Annotated in this window: 15 protein-coding genes and 1 pseudogene; 5 read left to right on the top strand and 11 right to left on the bottom strand. The window is 69.7% G+C overall.

All coding sequences use genetic code 11. The features are described from left to right. Nucleotides 1-75: 75 nt before the first annotated feature. From ACIPRD_RS14945 to ACIPRD_RS14935, 3 genes are all read right to left on the bottom strand, one after another. The gene (locus ACIPRD_RS14945) at nt 76-990 is read right to left on the bottom strand and encodes an alpha/beta hydrolase family protein (RefSeq protein WP_401563117.1); all 915 of its coding nucleotides are present in this window, start codon (nt 988-990) and stop codon (nt 76-78) included. A gap of 242 nt (nt 991-1,232) precedes the next feature. Beyond that, nucleotides 1,233-1,703, bottom strand: a complete 471-nt coding sequence (locus ACIPRD_RS14940; RefSeq protein ID WP_356403191.1) for a pyridoxamine 5'-phosphate oxidase family protein — start codon at nt 1,701-1,703, stop codon at nt 1,233-1,235. A 167-nt stretch (nt 1,704-1,870) separates the two neighbouring features. Continuing rightward, complete coding sequence (locus tag ACIPRD_RS14935; protein ID WP_401563115.1) at nt 1,871-2,305, bottom strand: Rieske (2Fe-2S) protein; 435 nt, start codon at nt 2,303-2,305, stop codon at nt 1,871-1,873. A 366-nt stretch (nt 2,306-2,671) separates the two neighbouring features. On the opposite strand from ACIPRD_RS14935, the gene ACIPRD_RS14930 reads away from it, so the two are divergent. From ACIPRD_RS14930 to ACIPRD_RS14920, 3 genes are all read left to right on the top strand, one after another. After that, nucleotides 2,672-3,451: a VOC family protein gene (locus tag ACIPRD_RS14930; protein ID WP_401563113.1), complete on the top strand. Its 780-nt coding sequence runs from the start codon at nt 2,672-2,674 to the stop codon at nt 3,449-3,451. Nucleotides 3,452-3,866: 415 nt separating this feature from the next. After that, nucleotides 3,867-4,493, top strand: a complete 627-nt coding sequence (locus ACIPRD_RS14925; RefSeq protein WP_401563111.1) for a multicopper oxidase domain-containing protein — start codon at nt 3,867-3,869, stop codon at nt 4,491-4,493. Further along, entirely contained in the window at nt 4,490-5,506 is a 1,017-nt protein-coding gene (locus ACIPRD_RS14920) for a multicopper oxidase family protein (RefSeq protein WP_401563110.1), read from the top strand. The genes ACIPRD_RS14925 and ACIPRD_RS14920 overlap by 4 nt, the downstream gene beginning before the upstream one ends. Before the next feature lie 189 nt (nt 5,507-5,695). On the opposite strand, the gene ACIPRD_RS14915 is transcribed toward ACIPRD_RS14920, so the two are convergent. From ACIPRD_RS14915 to ACIPRD_RS14885, 7 genes and pseudogenes are all read right to left on the bottom strand, one after another. Continuing rightward, on the bottom strand, nt 5,696-7,090 hold the full coding sequence (locus ACIPRD_RS14915; RefSeq protein WP_401563201.1) for an NAD(P)/FAD-dependent oxidoreductase: 1,395 nt from the start codon (nt 7,088-7,090) through the stop codon (nt 5,696-5,698). 135 nt (nt 7,091-7,225) lie between these two features. Then, nucleotides 7,226-8,173 (bottom strand): annotated as a pseudogene (cydB, locus tag ACIPRD_RS14910) (cytochrome d ubiquinol oxidase subunit II); the annotation flags it as partial. 24 nt (nt 8,174-8,197) lie between these two features. Continuing rightward, complete coding sequence (locus ACIPRD_RS14905) at nt 8,198-9,769, bottom strand: cytochrome ubiquinol oxidase subunit I (RefSeq protein WP_401563108.1); 1,572 nt, start codon at nt 9,767-9,769, stop codon at nt 8,198-8,200. After that, nucleotides 9,766-10,860, bottom strand: a complete 1,095-nt coding sequence (locus ACIPRD_RS14900) for a hypothetical protein (protein WP_401563106.1) — start codon at nt 10,858-10,860, stop codon at nt 9,766-9,768. Before ACIPRD_RS14900 ends, ACIPRD_RS14905 begins: the two co-directional genes overlap by 4 nt. A 204-nt stretch (nt 10,861-11,064) precedes the next feature. Continuing rightward, nucleotides 11,065-12,567, bottom strand: coding sequence for a CoA transferase (locus ACIPRD_RS14895; protein ID WP_401563104.1), 1,503 nt, complete (start codon nt 12,565-12,567; stop codon nt 11,065-11,067). 44 nt (nt 12,568-12,611) lie between these two features. Further along, the gene (locus ACIPRD_RS14890) at nt 12,612-13,589 is read right to left on the bottom strand and encodes a 3-hydroxyacyl-CoA dehydrogenase NAD-binding domain-containing protein (protein WP_356403212.1); all 978 of its coding nucleotides are present in this window, start codon (nt 13,587-13,589) and stop codon (nt 12,612-12,614) included. 110 nt (nt 13,590-13,699) lie between these two features. Beyond that, on the bottom strand, nt 13,700-14,437 hold the full coding sequence (locus ACIPRD_RS14885) for an acetoacetate decarboxylase (RefSeq protein ID WP_401563102.1): 738 nt from the start codon (nt 14,435-14,437) through the stop codon (nt 13,700-13,702). Between the two features lie 179 nt (nt 14,438-14,616). Between ACIPRD_RS14885 and ACIPRD_RS14880 the strand changes: the two genes are divergently transcribed. After that, nucleotides 14,617-15,534, top strand: coding sequence for a LysR family transcriptional regulator (locus ACIPRD_RS14880; protein ID WP_401563100.1), 918 nt, complete (start codon nt 14,617-14,619; stop codon nt 15,532-15,534). 114 nt (nt 15,535-15,648) lie between these two features. Here the strand turns inward: ACIPRD_RS14880 and ACIPRD_RS14875 are convergent, their stop codons facing one another. After that, entirely contained in the window at nt 15,649-16,185 is a 537-nt protein-coding gene (locus ACIPRD_RS14875) for a DUF6328 family protein (RefSeq protein WP_401563098.1), read from the bottom strand. 348 nt (nt 16,186-16,533) lie between these two features. Here ACIPRD_RS14875 and ACIPRD_RS14870 point away from each other — a divergent pair, with 348 nt between their 5' ends. Then, complete coding sequence (locus ACIPRD_RS14870) at nt 16,534-16,851, top strand: putative quinol monooxygenase (protein WP_356403224.1); 318 nt, start codon at nt 16,534-16,536, stop codon at nt 16,849-16,851. The last annotated feature ends 3 nt before the right edge of the window (nt 16,852-16,854 follow it).

The raw sequence follows: 16,854 nt of genomic DNA, 5'->3' as shown, positions 1-16,854 counted from the left end.
CGGCTGTCCGGCGGGCTGGTGGGGCGACGGGGTGATGGGGTGACGAGGTGACGGTGCGGGATGGCGCGGCCCCGTTCACCCGGAGTGTGTCTCGAACCAGTCGATCGCCACCTCGGGATGCTCCCCGAAGTAGTTGTAGCCGTCGAAACGCCGGGTCGTGCCCTCGATCCACACGAGCTTCTTCTGCTCCGCCGGGATCGCGTCGTAGATCGACTGCACGTCCTCGGGGCGCGTCATCGAATCGTGGTGCACCTGGGCGACGAGCGTGGGCATGCGGATCGATCTGGCGTACTCGAGCGGCGACTGCTCGGCGAGACGGAAACCGGTCCGCTCGTGCAGCCGCGTGTCGAACCGGTCGTACCCGTCGGGGATGTCGTACGCCTTGACGAACTCCTCGATGATGTAGCTGCCCGACACCGGCTGGAGCAGGATGAGCGACTCGATGTCCTCGAACTCCCCGGGGTGCAGGGCCATGGCGACACAGGTCGAGTCCGCGCCGAGGCACACGCTGAGCAGGAACGTGGTCATCGATCCGGTGTCCGGCCTGGACCGCGCGTACCACACCGAGCCGATCACGTCCCGGTACTCGAGCAGCCCGATGCCGACGGTGTCGCCGTTCGCCGCGCCGCTCAGGCCGAAATTGCGGATGTCGTAACACAGGATGTTGTAGCCCGCGTCGTGCAGTGCTCGGTATTCCTTGAGGAAATCGACCTCGAATCCGCCGAGACTGCCGAACTGCGGAAGCTGCCCGGGATATCCGTACCGGTTTCCCGGCAGGAAGTGGTTGTGGATGATCAGTCGGTCCGAGTCCGCGGGGATGAACCATCCGTCGAGCGGGACGCCGTCCATCGAGGGGAAGGAGACGTTCTCGTAGGCGAGTCCGACCTCGCCGGGGCGGCGGAACACCGGTGCGCGCAGACCGTTCGTCGTGCCGGTCACCCACATGTCCAGAAAGCTCTCGAACGCGGCTTCGCCGTCTGTTCCGGTCATGCTGTCACCTCCACCGTGCGAGGATCCGCGCATTCCTCCGACCACCGTGGCACGGCGCGCGGCTGATCGCCACCGCCTCCTTCGGCACTTCCTGGGATCGTTCTTCCGGATCAGGCCGGCCCGGACCCGCAGCGCCTCACAGCAGGCCCGTGCGTGCCGGACCCCGCGACCCCGGCAGGATCCGGAAGACAGGCCCTAGGGTGCCGGGCGTCGAGGGGCAGGCGAGACTTTGCGGACACGGCCTAACGCGCTCCCAGCTTCCGGAAGTCCCAGGAGACGACTTTCTCGGGAGTCAGCCGGGCCCAGGCGTGCCGGCCGTCGTGCGGCAGTTCGTTCAGGCCGAAGTACTTGCGGGCGAAAAGGGTTTCCGGGGTGTCGAGCTCGGCGCACAGCTCACCGGTCCGGGGTGCCTCACCCACGAACTCCACGCGCCCGGACAGCTCCGCTCCGCGCAACTGCTCGTAGTCCTCACCGGAGTCGATCACCACCGCCACCCGCTGGTCGTGGCGCAGTTGGGTCCAACGCCTGCTCCGCACCACCGAGTACAGCCACAGAGAACTGCCGTCCCAGGCGAACCACAGCGCGCTCACATGCGGTGTGCCGTCGGCCGAGACGGTGGCCACCCGGCAGGTGCGCTGAACGGTGAGGAAAGCGTCCAGTTCGCCGGGCGTCATCATGATCTTCCGGCCCCGGCGCTGCTGAGCGACGGACATGCGGCCCCCTCTTCTCTTTCTCGTACCGCCCGAGTCCTGCGCGGCCGTCCCATGGCCGCCCGGCCCCCTCCGCGGGCCTGCCCGTGGCCGCCGACCGCGGTGGTCGTGCGACGCGGCCTCGGGCAAGACCTTGATACCGCCTCGCGGCGGGGCCGCGTGAGGGCTGCTCAGGCCAGCTTGATCTCGTCGCCTGAGACGGTGATCTTCTCGGCGGGCAGCGGCTGGGTCGCCGGCCCGTGCTTCACGCTGCCGTCCTCGACCGAGAAGTGGCTGCCGTGGCACGGGCAGACGATCACGCCGTTCGCGATGCTGCTGACCGCGCAGCCCTGGTGGGTGCACTTCGAGGAGAACGCCTTGTACGTCCCGGCCGTCGGCTGCGTGACCACGACGCCCTGGTCCTTGAAGATCTTGCCGCCGCCCTCGGGGATGTCCGCGGTCCTGGCGAGCGACGTGCCCGCCGCGCCGGCGTCGGACCCGGTGCCGGACGAGTCGCCGCCCGATCCGCACGCGGTCAGCGCGGCGGCGAGCCCGGCCGCCCCCGCCGCCGCCATGACCGTACGGCGGTCCGGTCCCGCCTCGGGCTTGAACGATGCGCTGGTCATGTGGACGTTCCCTTCCGCGGAGAGGTTCGTGCGGTGTGCACGCGTGATCCACCCAGGGGTACGGCCCCGGACCGCCCCCCGTTCACACGGCGCCCCGGGCGCCCCGGTGGCGTGCGACGGTTGTCCCCCGTGACGGGGTGCGCGTGCGACGGTCGTCCGCCGGTTACGGGGTGCGCGTGCGACGGCCGTCCCCGGTGACGGCGTGCACGGCGTGTCGGATGGCGGGCGGGCGGTCGCGGGGCGAGGGTGACGGACGGGCCCGGACGCGAAGGACGGTACGGACCCGCACCGGACGGACGGGTGGACCCGCGTGGGAGGGACGGGCGGACCCGGCCCGGACGGACCCGCACCCAGGAGGAGTGAGAGATGGCCGAAGTCACCACCCCGTACGCGACCGGCACCCCGTGCTGGGTCGATCTGATGGCGAAGGACCAGCAGGCCGCGCTGGACTTCTACGGCGACCTGCTCGGCTGGCAGGGCCGCCCCGGCCCGGCCGAGTTCGGCGGGTACGCGGTCTGCGAGCTGAACGGCAAGGCCGTGGCCGGCATCGGCCCGGGGGCCGCCCCCGAGGGGATGCCGGAACCGCCGACCTTCTGGACCACCTATCTGGCCAGCACCGACGCCCCGGCCACGCAGGAGGCCATCGTCGGCGCCGGCGGCACCCTGCTCGCCCCGGTCATGGACGTCGGCCCGCTCGGCCGGATGCTCGTCGCCGCCGACCCGCAGGGCGCCGTGTTCGGCGTCTGGCAGCCCGGCGAGTTCTCCGGCGCCCAGGTGGTCAACGAGGCCGGCGCACTGGTCTGGAACGAGCTGCACACCAGCGACGTGCTCGCCGCCGCGGCCTTCTACGGCGACGCCTTCGGCATCGAGATCGTGCCGCTGGAGGGCGCGGACGCCTACTGGGAGCTGCGGGTCGGCAACCGGGCGGTCGGCGGCTGCACCCTGCTCGCCAACGACCCGCCCGGCACCCCCGCCCACTGGATGACCTACTTCGCGGTCGACGACGTGGACTCCACTGTGGACGCCCTGGTCAAGCGGGGCGGAACCGTCCTCGCCCCGCCGTTCGACATGATGGCCGGCCGCATGAGCGTGGTCGCCGACCCGCAGGGCGCCCCGTTCGCGTTGATCAAGCCGACCCCGATGTAGCCGGCGCCCGCGATCCGCGTCCCGTCACATCACGCCTCTGCGGGACGGCGGTTCGCGGCCGGGGCTCGTCGAGGGGGACGGCCTCGGGACGTACGGCCTGGAGTTGCCCGGCCAGAACAGGCCCCGCGCCCGCTCGACGTCCGCGGCATACGAAGCCGTCCCTGCAAGTCCCCCGTTCCGTGGCGGCCGAGCCCGGGCACGTCCCGGGTCCGGCAACGTCGCAGCTCGGCAGGTGTCGCCCCCGCGTGGGCGATCGCACGTCGACGATCGTCCAGGGCTGCGTTCACGAGCGCTGTCGCAGCGGTTGCCTGTGCCCTGTGCCCTGTTCCTCTGCCTCGGCCGGCGGGGCACTGCGGGTCGGCTGGGCGGTGCGCCGCCGGTCCGCGTCGGCCCGTTTGCCCTAAATTGCCCGGTCATGGGAGAGAGTCGCGGGCTGAGCCGCCGTCTGATTCTGCGGGGCGCCGTGGTCGCCGGTATCGCAGGGGCTCGCCACGCAACCCTGACCGCGCCCCGCGCGCAAGCGATGACGGGCCCCGCGCCGGCCTTCCCGCAGCCGGCGACGACGGCCGCCCGTCCGCCGGGCAGCCCACCCCCGCATGTGGTGGAGCAGACGCTCGACGTGCGCCTCACGGATCTCGACGTACCGGGCTACGGACCCGTGACCACTCGCACCTACAACGGCACGATCCCGGGACCCACGCTCCGAGTACGGGGCGGTGACACCCTGCGCCTGACACAGGTCAACGGCCTGCCGCCCAACCCGCCCCACACCGGCGGCCACAACACACCGCACCGCGCCAACAGCTTCAACCTGCACACCCACGGAATGCACGTCTCCCCGTCCGGCGACGCCGACAACGTCCTGCGCGAGTTCCCGCCACGCAGCGCCGAGGACGCCGCCGCCGGAACTCCGGAACCCCGCTATGTCACGACCGTCCACATCCCCGTGGGCCACCCCGCCGGCACCTACTGGTACCACCCCCACCTCCACGGCTCCACGGCTCCACGGCCGAGCAGATCGCCGGGGGAATGGCCGGAGTGATCGTCGTCGAAGGCGACGTCGACGAGGTCCCCGAGATCAGGGCCGCCGCCGACCTCATCGTCTGCATCAGCGAACTCAAACTCGACGACGGCCGTGTCCCCGCCTTCACCTCCGGCGACTGGGTGACGGGCATCGCCTCCACCTTCACCGTCAACGGCACCGTCAACCCCACCCTCCGCATCCGTCCAGGAGAAGTCCAGCGCTGGAGGCTGGTCGCCGCGACCGCCTTCACCGCTCTGCGCCTCCACCTCACCGGCACGACCGAACCCCCGGTGATGGCCCAGATCGCACAGGACGGCATCACCTTCCCCGCCCCCGTCACACGGGACGAGGTGAACCTCGCCATGGGAAACCGCGCCGACATCCTCGTACGCGCCGAACAGCCCGGCCGCTACGAACTGCGGGCCGCCGGGGTGCCAGGACCGCTGATGACCATCGACGTGGCCGGACCTCCCGCGAACCCGCCGATGGAACTGCCTGCCTCACTCCCGCCGGGCAGACCGTTCCTCGACGAGGGAGACCTCTCCGGCCCCGGCGCCGACCGCGAGATCGTCTTCCACGCCGACCCTGCCGTTTTCCCCGGCCCCTTCCCGAACGCCTTCCGCGTCCTGGGCAGCCACCCGACCCCGGCCGCCGACCCCGCGGGCGACCTCACCCGCGATCCGGCCTACGGGCTGTTCGATCCCGGCCACACCAACCACACCCTGCGGCTGGGCACCGTGGAGCGCTGGACCGTGCGCACCGACGAGACGATGCCGGAGCACAACCATCCGTTCCACCTCCACACCAACTCGGTGCTCCTGACCCACCGCAACGGCCGCCGCCTCGACCCGCCCGTCTGGCACGACACCATCGGCCTGACCGGCGGCCGCCCCGGAGAATCGGCCACCTTCCTCGTCGCCTTCGAGGACTTCACCGGCCACACCATCGCCCACTGCCACCAACTCCACCACGAAGAACTCGGGATGATGCAGACCGTCCACTACACCGACGGCGAGGAAGCCCCTCCATAGGGAGACCTGGAGGATCGGAATCCCTACGGCCCAGAACTCGGTGCGGACGACCGAGAGCTCAGGCTCCCCGAACGTGGGACACGCTTCGCACGGCAGGGCCCCCTGATGCTCCTGTTGGATTACGGAGCGCCAAGGGGCCCTGCTGTTCGATACGCGACAGACGCAGGTCTTGCCTTCAGGCGATGGCGGTCACCGCGCTGAGTGACCGTCGCCGGTGACCAGGGACAGGTTGTCGGACCGGTCGGCGCGGCGCAGCATCGGCTCGGGAAGGGCGGCGTCGACGAATGCCTCCCGGGGGTGTGCCATCTGGGGCAGGCCGACGGTCTCGCGGCGCAGGAACATCGCGAGGGTCCAGTCGAGGAAGACGCGGATCTTGCGGTTCATGGTGGGCATCATGGCGCCGTGGTAGAGGCGGTGGAACCACCAGGCGGGGCGGCCCTTGAGCTTGATCCTGCCGAACATGATGGCCACGCCCTTGTGCAGGCCGATGCTGGCGACCGCGCCGAGGTTCTTGTGCCTGTACTCCTTCTGCCGGCGGCCGCGCAGGCGGGCGACGATGTTGTCGCCGAGGACGGTGGCCTGGCGGCAGGCGTGCTGGGCGTTGGGCGGGCACCATGCTCCCTCGCCGACAGCCAGGTCGGGAACCTGGGCGTTGTCCCCGGCCGACCAGACGTTGTCGAAGCCCTGGACCTGGAGTGTGGCGGCGGTGTCGATGTGGCCCCGCGGGCCGAGGGGGAGGCCGAAGTCCGTGAGGAGCGGGCTGGGCTTGACGCCGGCGGTCCAGACGATCGTCGAGGCGGGAGTCTCGACGCCGTTCTTCAGCACCACCTGCCGGTCCACACAGGATTCCATCGAGGTTTCCAGGTGGACCTCGATGCCGCGTTCCTCCAGCTTCCGCTTCGTCCACAGGCCGAGGTCGGGGCCCATTTCGGGGAGGATGCGGTTCGCTGCCTCGACGAGCATGAAGCGCATGTCGTCGCGGCTGATGTGGCGGTAGTTCTTCGCCGCGTCGCGGGCCATGTCCTCGATCTCGCCGATCGCTTCGACTCCGGCGAAGCCGCCGCCGACGAAGACGAAGGTGAGGGCCTTGCGGCGGACCTCGGGGTCGGTGGTGGAGTCGGCCCGGTCGAGCTGCCACAGCACGTGGTTGCGCAGGGAGACGGCTTCCTCGACGGTCTTCAGACCGATGCCGTGGTCGGCGAGGCCGGGGATGGGGAAGGTACGCGAGACCGAACCTGTGGCGACGACGAGGTGGTCGAAGTCCAGCTCGTACTCGTCGCCGGCCGGGGGTACGACGGTGACGGTCCTGCGGGTGTGGTCGACGCCGACCACGTGTCCGGTGACGACCTCGGCCCCCTTCAGGGCCGGGCGCAGCGGGGCGACGAGGTTGCGGTCGGCGACGTTGCCTCCGGCGGCCTCGGGCAGGAACGGCAGGTAGGTCATGTAGGAGCGGGGGTCCACGACGGTGACCTGGGCCTCGTCGCGCCGGAGCTTGTTCAGTACGCGGCGGGCGGTGTAGAGGCCGGCGTATCCGCCGCCCACGATGAGGATCCGGGGAGGCTTGGAGGCGTGGGAGTGGGGCATGACGAGTTCTTTCTGAGCAGTGGGGGGAGTGGCCGGCACGTCGGGCGCGTGCTGCGGAGTGGCTTGAGCGGGAAGGCGGGGCGGCTGGGCTCCGGGAATGTGCTGGACGCCGATGCGCTGCCGGAACACCCAGTAGGTGAAGCCTTGGTAGGCCATCACGAGGGGGGTGACGATCAGCGCGACCCAGGTCATGAGTTTCAGCGTGTAGTGGCCCGACGCGGCGTTCTCGGCCGTGAGGTTCCAGGAGGGGCTGAGGCTGGAGGGCATGACGTCGGGGAAGAGCGCGAGGAACAGCGCGGCGAAGGCGGCTGCGACGCCCGTTCCGGACAGGGCGAATGCCCAGCCTTCGCGGCCGCGTGCGTTCAGGACCGGAGCCGCTGCCAGCGCCACGCAGGCGATCACCACGGTCACCAGGCTGCGGCCGTTGCCATGGTCGGCCTGGGTCCAGATGAGGAACGCCGCGGCCAGGGCCAGTGCGTCGAGACCGAGGACGCGGGCCTGGCGCCGGGCGCGGCCGCGGATGTCGCCGGCCGTCTTGAGGGTGGCGAACACCGCGCCGTGGAAGGTGAACAGCACCAGGGTGAAGACGCCGCCCAGGAGGGAGTAGAGGCTGAGGAGGTCGGACAGGTCACCCGCGTAGTTCTTGTGCGCGTCGATGGGGACGCCGCGGACGATGTCGGCGAACACGACTCCCCAGACGAACGCGGGGATCAGCGAGCACCAGAAGATGGCGTGTTCCCAGTTGCGCTGCCAGCGTTCCTCGCCGCGCTTGTGGTGGTACTCGAAGGCGACTCCCCGCACGATCAGGCAGACCAGGATGACCAGGAACGGCAGGTAGAAGCCGCTGAGCAGGGTGGCGTACCAGTCGGGGAAGGCGGCGAAGGTGCCACCGACGGCCGACAGCAGCCAGACCTCGTTGCTGTCCCATACGGGTCCGATTGTGTTGATGAGGACTCTGCGTTCGGTGCGGTTCTTCGCGAGCGTCCTGGTCAGGACGCCGATGCCGAAGTCGAATCCTTCGAGGAAGAAGTAGCCGATCCACAGGAAGGCGATCAGCGCGAACCAGAGGTCGTAGAGGTGCATGACTCGATGTCTCCTTTCCGTGTGTCAGTAGGCGAAGGACAGAGGCTTGTCGGCGTCCTCGGCGGAGCCGGTGCCGCCACGTGTGCGCAGGGTGGGGTCCTTTGTCGGGGCCGTCTCGGTGATGTCGGGGCCGGCCTTGGCGTACTTGGCCATGAGCCGGACCTCGATGACCGCGAGCACCGCGTAGAGCAGCGTGAAGACGCTCATGGAGAGGACGACCTGGGTCGTGCTGACGCCGGGGGAGACAGCGTCGGCGGTGCGCATGAGGCCGTTGACCACCCAGGGCTGACGGCCCGTCTCGGTGAAGATCCAGCCGAAGGAGTCGGCGATCAGCGGGAAGCCCATGGTGAGGACGCCGATCCGCCAGAACCATGTGGTCAGGGTGGGGTTGAGTTCACGCTCGGCGGTGAGCATCAGACGCGGTACCTCGTCCTCGCCGGTACGGAACCGCGGTGCGAGCCGGCGCCGTTCACGGGTGAGCCACAGCCCCACCAGGGCGAAGGCGAAGGACGTCATGCCGAACGTGATCATCAGCCGGAAGGCCCAGAACGTCATGAAGATGTTCGGCATGTAGTCGCGCGGGGCGCCGCCGTACAGTTCGGCCTCGTGCGCGGCGATGTCGTTGATGCCCGGCACGGCCTCGTGGAAGTCGTGGTGCGCCAGGAACGACAGCAGCCCTGGTATCTCCACCTCGACGCTGTTGCGGCCCTGGTCGACGTCACCGACCGCGAAGGCCGAGAAAGGCGCCGGGCTCCGGGTGTCCCACAGGGCTTCTGCGGAGGCCATCTTCATGGGCTGCTGCTCGAACATGACCTGGCCCAGTTCGTCACCGCTCAGGGCGGTGCCGAGGCCGGCGATCACCGCGACGACCAGACCGGTCCGCAGCGAAGTCCGCATGGCCGACACCTGCTTGCCGCGTTTCCCGGTGTCAGGTTCGCCTGCGGCACGGGCCCGTTGAGCCCGCCACAGATGCATGCAGGAGATGCCGACCATGAAGGCGGCCCCGGTCAGGAACGCCGCGGTGAGGGTGTGGACGGCCACGACGAGCGTGGTGTGCTGGGTCAGGGCCGCCCAGATGTCGGTGAGATGGGCCTTGCCCGTCTTCTTGTCGACGGCGTAGCCGACGGGGTGCTGCATCCAGGAGTTGGCCGCCAGGATGAAGTACCCGGAGAGCACGGTGCCGAGGGAGACGATCCAGATGCAGGCGCAGTGCAGCTTCTTCGGCAGCTTGTCCCAGCCGAAGATCCACAGGCCGATGAAGGTGGACTCGAAGAAGAAGGCGATCAGCGCCTCCATGGCGAGCGGGGCCCCGAAGACGTCACCGACGAACCGCGAGTAGTCGGACCAGTTCATGCCGAACTGGAACTCCTGGACGATGCCGGTGACCACCCCCATCGCCATGTTGATCAGGAAGAGCTTTCCCCAGAACTTCGTGGCGTGGAAGTACTTCTCCTTGCCGGTGCGTACCCAGGCGGTCTCCAGTCCCGCGGTCATCGCCGCGAGGCTGATCGTCAGCGGGACGAAGAGGAAGTGGTAGACGGTGGTGATGCCGAACTGCCAGCGTGCGACCGTCTCCGGGGCCATGGCCAGGTTCATCGGCTCGCCTCCTCTTCGTGAATGTGAACACATTCACAAGGTGGCGGCAAAAAAAGACTCTGCTGCGTGGAGACGGTCCTGCGGCGCTTCTCGGTGCGGGCGGCCAGCAGCGTCAGGACGATTCCGGCGCCCAGCCACAGCCACAGCGAGAGCAGGTGCGAGCCGAGACCGTGGTGGTCGAAGTAGAGGATGCCGCGCGTGCCTTCGATGAACGCGGCGCCGTTCCAGAAGGAGTGCAGCGCGCCGAAGAAGCTGTTCTGCATCTCGGGGCCCATGAGGCCGCCCGCGCTGGTCAGGTTGAGCATGACGAACAGGCCCATCAGCACCAGGGGGGTCAGCTGCTTGAGGAACGTCTGCAGCCCGAGACCCACGGCGAAGACGCCGGCGCAGTAGAGGAGGCTCATGCCCCAGACGGCCGCCCGGGAGTGGTCGACGACGTCGAAGACGGGCCCGGCGAGCAGGATCCCGACCGCGCTGATGGCGAGGCAGGCGCCGAGGCCCATGGCCGCGCGGGCGCGCATGCCGAGCGTGTCCGCCACGGGTGCCAGGACCAGCACGCAGCAGTACGACGCGACGCTGAGGGTGATCAGCAGGAAGAAGAGGCTGCTGCCGTTGGGGTCCTGCGGGGCGAGCGAGGTGACGTCGGTGACCTTCAGGGGCACGCCCTGCTGGTCGGTGACCATCCGGAAGATGGACTGGACCGCGTTCGCGGTGGAGTTGGATCCGGCCCGGGCCACCAGGAGTTCGGGGTGCTTCGGGGTCGGTACGAAGGCGCCGACGAGGTCGCGGTCCAGCAGGTGTTCCCGGGCCTGCTGGCGGGTGGGCACCGTGACGACGTCCAGGCCGTTGCCGGCCTTGTCCTTGATGGTCTGCGCCAGGACCTTGGTCGTGGGCGACGAGCCCACGACCGCTACCTTCATGTCGTTGGGCTGCGGGTCGTGGAACGCGCCGAGGTAGCTCAGACCCAGGCCCAGGCACACCAGCACCGGGCCGATCATCAGGACGGCCCTGCGGACGAAGCGGAAGCGCGGCCCGGGTGAGGCGTGGTGTGTGCGTGCGGGTGCGGTGTGGACGGCGGTCGGAGTGGTCATGGAAGGCCGGCTCCTTCGAGGTGGATGTGGGCGCGCGGCGCTGGCGGGGTGCCACGGCGCGGGAGGATGCGGCGCCGGCTGCCCCGGGAGACCACGGTGCCCGGCTCCGTCTCGCGGGGTCGGGCACCGTGGGGGCCTCGGGGCAGCCGGCCCGGTCGGCCCGTCAGGGGTTCTGCGCGGGCGACAGGACTGTCGGAGAGACCGTCAGGCCGTGGGCAGCCACTCCGGGCGCTGGGAGCCGCGCGGGACGAGGATCTGCCGGTAGGCGCCGGGGGTGTCGGACATCCGCACCTGGTCGGTGATGCCCTGGTAGTGGCCGAGGGGCGTCTCGGCGGTGAACAGCTCCGGGTCCGGGTAGGCGTGCAGGTCGCCGGTGCCCGCGATCTCCTTGGCGTACGCCTGGTCGAAGATGCCCATGGACAGGATCCACAGGGCGACGCGGGACAGGGAGACGTGGACGCGGTAGCTGCCGCCGTCCGTGGCGCGGCGGCGCAGGGCCTCGGCGATGCCGGCCGTCATGAACCACGACACGAGGTAGTCGTTGACGACCGTGATCGGCGGCAGGGCCGGCTTGTCGCCGTCGCCCTCCAGGTGCAGCAGGCCGGTGAGCGCGCCGGCCGTCTGGTCGAAGCCGAGGTAGTCCTTCCACGGGCCGGTCTTGCCGTTGAGCGACACCGTGGCGTAGATCAGGCCGGGGCGGCGGGCGATGGCCTCTTCCTCGGACAGCCCGATGCGGTTCAGGAAGCCGGGGCGGCGGTTGGCGTAGAAGACGTCGGCCTCGGACTGGAGCCTGTGGATGAGGGCCAGGCCCTCCTTCGTGTACGGGCTCACGGTCGCCGAGCGCACACCCACGCTGGTGGTGTTGTAGGTGACGTCGTGCTCCAGCTCGTACGGACGCCACAGGTTCAGCACGTCCGCGCCGTGCAGCGCCATGGCGCGGCCGGCGCCGGCACCGGCGATGATGTGGCCCATGCCCAGCGCCTTCACGCCGTCGAACGGGGCGACGGGGTCGGCGGGGAGCTGCTCGGGGTCGCTGTCGCCGATGCGGGTGATCTCCACCAGCGGCAGCTTGGACAGCACCTGCTTGTACTGCTCCTCCTGGAGGATCTCCCGGGGGGTGCGCACCATCGGCATGACGCATCCGGCCTCGGCGCCGGCCTGCTCCAGCTCGCGGGCGTTCCACTTCGAGATGGCGGCCTCGACGTGCTCGGGGACGTCACCGACACCGAGGAGCCGCTGGGCGGCGACCTTGATGTTGGGGTAGATGTTGAACGGCATCATCCAACGCTCGTCCGCGGTGCGGTAGAAGTTGTTGGCGTACGCCATGTTGATGATGGACGGCGTGCCGCTGGTGTAGCCGTTGAGGAGTTCCCACTTGCCCTCGTAGAAGGGGCACAGGCGGTGCGGGCCCTTGCGCAGGTCCATGTGGATGTCCTGGCCGCGGCCGGTGCGGTCCTTCCACAGCGCGGCGATGGCGGCGGACTTGGCGACCAGGGAGATGCCGGAGGCCGCGCCGAGGCGCAGGGTGCTGGGGACGACCGGGTCGGCGCCCTCGAAGGTGATGTGGCCGCCGGTGTCGCCCGGCTTCAGGCCGATGCCGGCGAGGACCTCGTTCGTCTCGGCGTGGACGTCGAACGCGTCGTCGGTGGCCGGGTTGTCGATCGCCTTCTGGATCTTGCCGGTGAGGGACTTGTCAGGGAGGGACATGATCTCTTCGTTTCTCACGTGTGGTGCGGTGGGGGGGAGGCCGGTCAGGCGTGGTGGGCAGCGGAGTCCGGCGTCTCGCCGAGGGCGCGCATGAGGGCGATCTGCGCGCGGTCCCGCTCGGCGGCGAGTTCCTCGACGGTGCCCTTGCCGAAGGCGTCGTCCGCCTGGCCGACGAGGGTGGCGACCGTGGTGTCGTCGAAGGTGGGGCTGCCCAGGGCCGGCCACATGTTCGTCTCCATGGCGCGGCCGAGGTGCTCGATGAAGTGGGGCAGTCCGCCGGGCCCGCCGCCGAGGTGGAAGGTGCGGAAGGGTCCTGCGACCGCCCAGCGCAGGCCGATGGAGGAGGTGACGATGTCGTCGAGCTCCTGCTCGGTCACCACACCCTGGGCCACGAGGTGGACGCACTCGCGGAACATCGCGGACTGCAGGCGGTTGGCGACGAAGCCCGGCACCTCCTTGCGCAGGACCTGCGGCTTCTTGCCGAGCGCGGCGTAGAACGCCTTGGCCTGGCGGACGGTGTCCTCGGAGGTCCGCTCGCCGGGCACGATCTCCACCAGCGGCACCAGGTGCGGCGGGTTGAAGGGGTGGCCCACGATCAGCCGCTCGGGCTGCGCCATCGCCTCGGCGATGGCGGTCGCCGGGATGCTGGAGGTCGAGGTGGCCAGCAGCGCGTGAGCCGGCGCGTGTCGCTCGATCGTCTGCCAGATCTGCTGCTTGAGTTCGAGGCGCTCGGGGCCGTTCTCCTGGACGATGTCGACGCCGGAGACGGCGGTGGCCAGGTCGGCCTCGAAGGAGAGTCCGGCGGCGAGGTTCTCGGTGGGCAGCCCGAGCTCGGCCAGGGCGGGGGTGATCTCCTTCAGGCCCGCCAGGACGAGGCCCTCGATGTCGCTGCGGGGGTCGTTGATGACGACCTTGATGCCGCGGGCGAGGAAGAGGCCGGCCCAGGAGATGCCGATCACGCCGCCGCCGATGATCGCGGCGCGCTTGTAGGAGTCCGGAGCGGGCTCAGAAGTGGGGGTCATGGGTCACGCCTTTCGCGAAAGATGAGGTGGTGAGAGTCGTCTCGGTCGCCGGTGGTGAGAGTCGGCTCGGTCGCCGGTGGTGGGAGACGACTCCGTGGTCCGCTGCCGGATCAGGCGGCCAGGTAGTCGTAGACCGGCTCGACCGGGTTGAGGGTCAGGTCCGTGAGGATGTGGCTGGCGCCGACGACCTCGAGCACGGGCAGGTCCGCGAGCGGGGCGATCGCGTGGGCGAAGAGCTCCAGGCGGGCCGGGCCGGTGAAGGCGCTCTTGATCGTGGCGTCGGTGACCTGGGTGCGGACCAGCTCGCAGATCCGGGGGGTGCCGTCGTAGTTGGGCACGGTCTTGACCATGAACGCGGGGGAGCAGATCTCGGCCCGCGCCTCGTCCAGGTCCATCGCGTGGTGCTTGTAACCCATGGTCGCGGTGGCCACGCGCAGCGTGCCGTAGTCGAGCGTGCCGACCAGCGTGTCGGAGTCGACGTACAGGCTCGGGGAGCCGCCCTTCTTCGGGTACGCGCTGTACTCGCGGCCGCTGGAGATCGCCGGAACGCTGTCGACGTACATCGCGAGGTTGAACTCGCCCGTCTCGCCCTCGTGCTCGACGGCGATCAGCTGACCCGCCTCGGTGTAGTCGCCCAGGCCGGTGACGTCGGGCATCCGCATGACCTCGAACCGGACGATCGGGTCGGTGACGGTCAGCGGCTCGGGGACCAGGCGGCGCAGCACCTCGGGGTCGGTGCGGTAGTAGATGTTGAGGTACTCGCGGTTGGTGAACCGGTACCTGGTGGGCGCGTAGGCCGGGGCATCCACGGGGGTGGTGAAGAGCCGGGCGACATCCTGCTTCTGCATCAAAGCCTCCAGGGAGAGGAGTGCGCCACTTCGCCTGAGGCGTGGGCGGCTGGTGTTGTCCGCGAGGATGTGCGGACCTCTCCCGCATCAGATTTTCTGGGGGAAGGGCGCTGCGTGCTGAGCACCCACGACTCAGTGGACACCTCGCAGGCCCGGTCTGTCCAATATATGATCGAGTCATGACCGATATGATCGATGATATTCAACTGACCAGGCGCCTGCTGGAACAGTTCCTGACGGTGGCGGACGAGAAGCACTTCGGCCGCGCGGCGGAACGCCTGTCCATGAGCCAGCCGCCGCTCAGCCAGTCGATCCAGCGCCTGGAACGGGGGCTGGGAGTACGTCTGCTCGATCGCGGGCCGGGTGGGGTGTCGCTGACCGCGGCCGGCGAGACGTTCGCCGCGGACGCGCAGCGCCTGCTCGATTCACAGTCCGCGGCCATCGAGCGAGTGCGCCGGGTCGCCAGCGGCCTGGCCGGTGACGTCCGAGTGGGATATGTCAGCATTCTCAGCCACCACTACCTGCCTCACCTCCTGAGGGCGGCCGCCGAGGAACTGCCCGGCCTGCGCATACACCTGCACCAGGACTCGGCGGCCACCCTCGCCGAGATGGTCCGCTCCGGCACGCTGGACCTGGGATTCCTGCGCGACCCCTCACCCCTGTCGGCGGACCTCGTCTGCAGCGACTTCGCCGTCGAGCGCATCGCCGCAGCGGTGCCGCACGATCACCCGCTGGCCGGCGCCGACGAGATCGCTCTGGGTGACCTGAGGGAAGAGGACTTCGTCCTGCCCGACGCCACGGCACTCCCGGGCCTCGCGCACCAGGTTCAACTGGCCTGTCAGGAAGCCGGCTTCACCCCCCGGAGCCGTGCGGTGTCCGACGATCTCACCGGCCTGTTCAGCTACGTCGCCTCCGGACTGTGCGTCAGCCTCCTGCCCGAACGCCTGCGCGACTTTCAAGTGCCCGAAGTCGCCTTCGTCCCGCTGCGCGGGGCATCGCCCTATCTGGAGACTTCCCTGGTCGCGGTCCACCGGCCGGAAGCGGACGCGGCCGTACTGCGCCTTCTGGAGCTGATCACCCGCCACATGGCACCGTGAACGCCCTCTCTCACGCTGGACCCGGCCCGGGGGAGAGGCCGGACAGGCGGCTGATCGCCCGTCCGCACCGGTGGCGAGGACGCCGCGACTGCCGGCACTCCCGGAGGAGGACGGTCACGGTGTGCGTGATGCCTTCACGCGCTGACCTGCGCCCGGCAGGCGCTCCGGTGATTTCGCCCCTCGCGCGGGGCGCAGGACCCAGGGGAGGAAGAGCCACAACCCGACGAAGACGGACGCGGTCAGGGCCGTGATGCAGATGCCCGCGGTACGGCCCAGGACGAAGGTCGTGACGAGCAGGATCGCGCCGTTGAGGGCCAGGGCCAGCAGGGCGAATCCGATCTCGGCCATGCGCGCCGCGATAGGGACGATCCGGGGATTGGATCCGCTGTGACCCATCCTGCGGTGCAACGTGATGGGCGTGGCGATGAGGGCTGTGGTGATGACGGTCAGCACCAGTGTCGCGACGTACGTACCGAGCCCGAAGTCGTCCAGATCGGCGAATCGGCCGCTGAAGGCGAGGCCGAGGAGGAACGCGAAGAGGATCTGTACGCCGGTCTGCACCGCGCGCAGCTCCTGGAGGAGCTCGGCGACGGTGAGGCTCTCCCGCTCCCGCGCTTTCTCGCGGCGCTGGACCTGGAGCTGGTGGCGCATGCGCATCGGTCTCCTGTACCGCCGGCGAGTGGACGACTTTCTGTGGCGGAACGGCTCGCCACCTGGGTCGGTGAAGGTGACATGCCGACGCGTGCGCGGGTGGGCCGCGCCGCCTTCGTCAGCCTAGAGCGGCAGCCCGCGAGCGGCACATGCGGCAACCTCTTCGGGTGCCCCCCCGGCCGGGTACCTCGCCGAGCGGCGCAGGCGGTGGATCTCCGGACGAACGACGCTCCCGGCAGATGGGCTACAGAAATATGTAGTCCGGCGTGCTGCGGTGAGCCGGCAGGCACGTAGGTTCATGGCACCAACGGCTGTAGGCCGATCAGTCTTCTTGTCGAGGAGTTCGCTGTGTCCGTCATCATCGTCGCCAACCTGATCGCGAAGACGGGACAGGAGGAGCTGGTGGAAAAGGCTCTTCTTGAGGCTGTTCCGGCTGTGCACGACGAGCCCGGCTGCGCCCGTTATTCCCTGCACAGGAAGAAGGGAACGGCTGGTCACTTCGTCATGGTGGAGAAGTGGGCCTCCGAGGCGGACCTCCAGTCGCATCGCCAGGGCGAGGCGATGCTCAAGGTGGGAGAGGCCCTGGGCGACGCTCTGGCCGAGGCCCCGAGCGTCGTCGTCCTCGACGCGCTCCCGGCCGGCGACCTGGGCAAGGGCGCGCTCTGAGGT

This window comes from Streptomyces sp. NPDC090108 (assembly GCF_044747185.1).
In the GTDB taxonomy this organism is placed as follows: domain Bacteria; phylum Actinomycetota; class Actinomycetes; order Streptomycetales; family Streptomycetaceae; genus Streptomyces.
The sequence above is the reverse complement of the archived record's forward strand: the minus strand, read 5'-3'. Positions and strand labels throughout refer to the sequence as shown.

Bases quoted from the DNA above. Each gene is read 5' to 3' on its own strand.
- ACIPRD_RS14945 (WP_401563117.1), bottom strand. From the start codon at position 990: ATGACCGGAACAGACGGCGAAGCCGCGTTCGAGAGCTTTCTGGACATG.
- ACIPRD_RS14940 (WP_356403191.1), bottom strand. From the start codon at position 1,703: ATGTCCGTCGCTCAGCAGCGCCGGGGCCGGAAGATCATGATGACGCCC.
- ACIPRD_RS14935 (WP_401563115.1), bottom strand. From the start codon at position 2,305: ATGACCAGCGCATCGTTCAAGCCCGAGGCGGGACCGGACCGCCGTACG.
- ACIPRD_RS14930 (WP_401563113.1), top strand. From the start codon at position 2,672: ATGGCCGAAGTCACCACCCCGTACGCGACCGGCACCCCGTGCTGGGTC.
- ACIPRD_RS14925 (WP_401563111.1), top strand. From the start codon at position 3,867: ATGGGAGAGAGTCGCGGGCTGAGCCGCCGTCTGATTCTGCGGGGCGCC.
- ACIPRD_RS14915 (WP_401563201.1), bottom strand. From the start codon at position 7,090: ATGCCCCACTCCCACGCCTCCAAGCCTCCCCGGATCCTCATCGTGGGC.
- ACIPRD_RS14905 (WP_401563108.1), bottom strand. From the start codon at position 9,769: ATGAACCTGGCCATGGCCCCGGAGACGGTCGCACGCTGGCAGTTCGGC.
- ACIPRD_RS14900 (WP_401563106.1), bottom strand. From the start codon at position 10,860: ATGACCACTCCGACCGCCGTCCACACCGCACCCGCACGCACACACCAC.
- ACIPRD_RS14895 (WP_401563104.1), bottom strand. From the start codon at position 12,567: ATGTCCCTCCCTGACAAGTCCCTCACCGGCAAGATCCAGAAGGCGATC.
- ACIPRD_RS14890 (WP_356403212.1), bottom strand. From the start codon at position 13,589: ATGACCCCCACTTCTGAGCCCGCTCCGGACTCCTACAAGCGCGCCGCG.
- ACIPRD_RS14885 (WP_401563102.1), bottom strand. From the start codon at position 14,437: ATGCAGAAGCAGGATGTCGCCCGGCTCTTCACCACCCCCGTGGATGCC.
- ACIPRD_RS14880 (WP_401563100.1), top strand. From the start codon at position 14,617: ATGACCGATATGATCGATGATATTCAACTGACCAGGCGCCTGCTGGAA.
- ACIPRD_RS14875 (WP_401563098.1), bottom strand. From the start codon at position 16,185: ATGCGCCACCAGCTCCAGGTCCAGCGCCGCGAGAAAGCGCGGGAGCGG.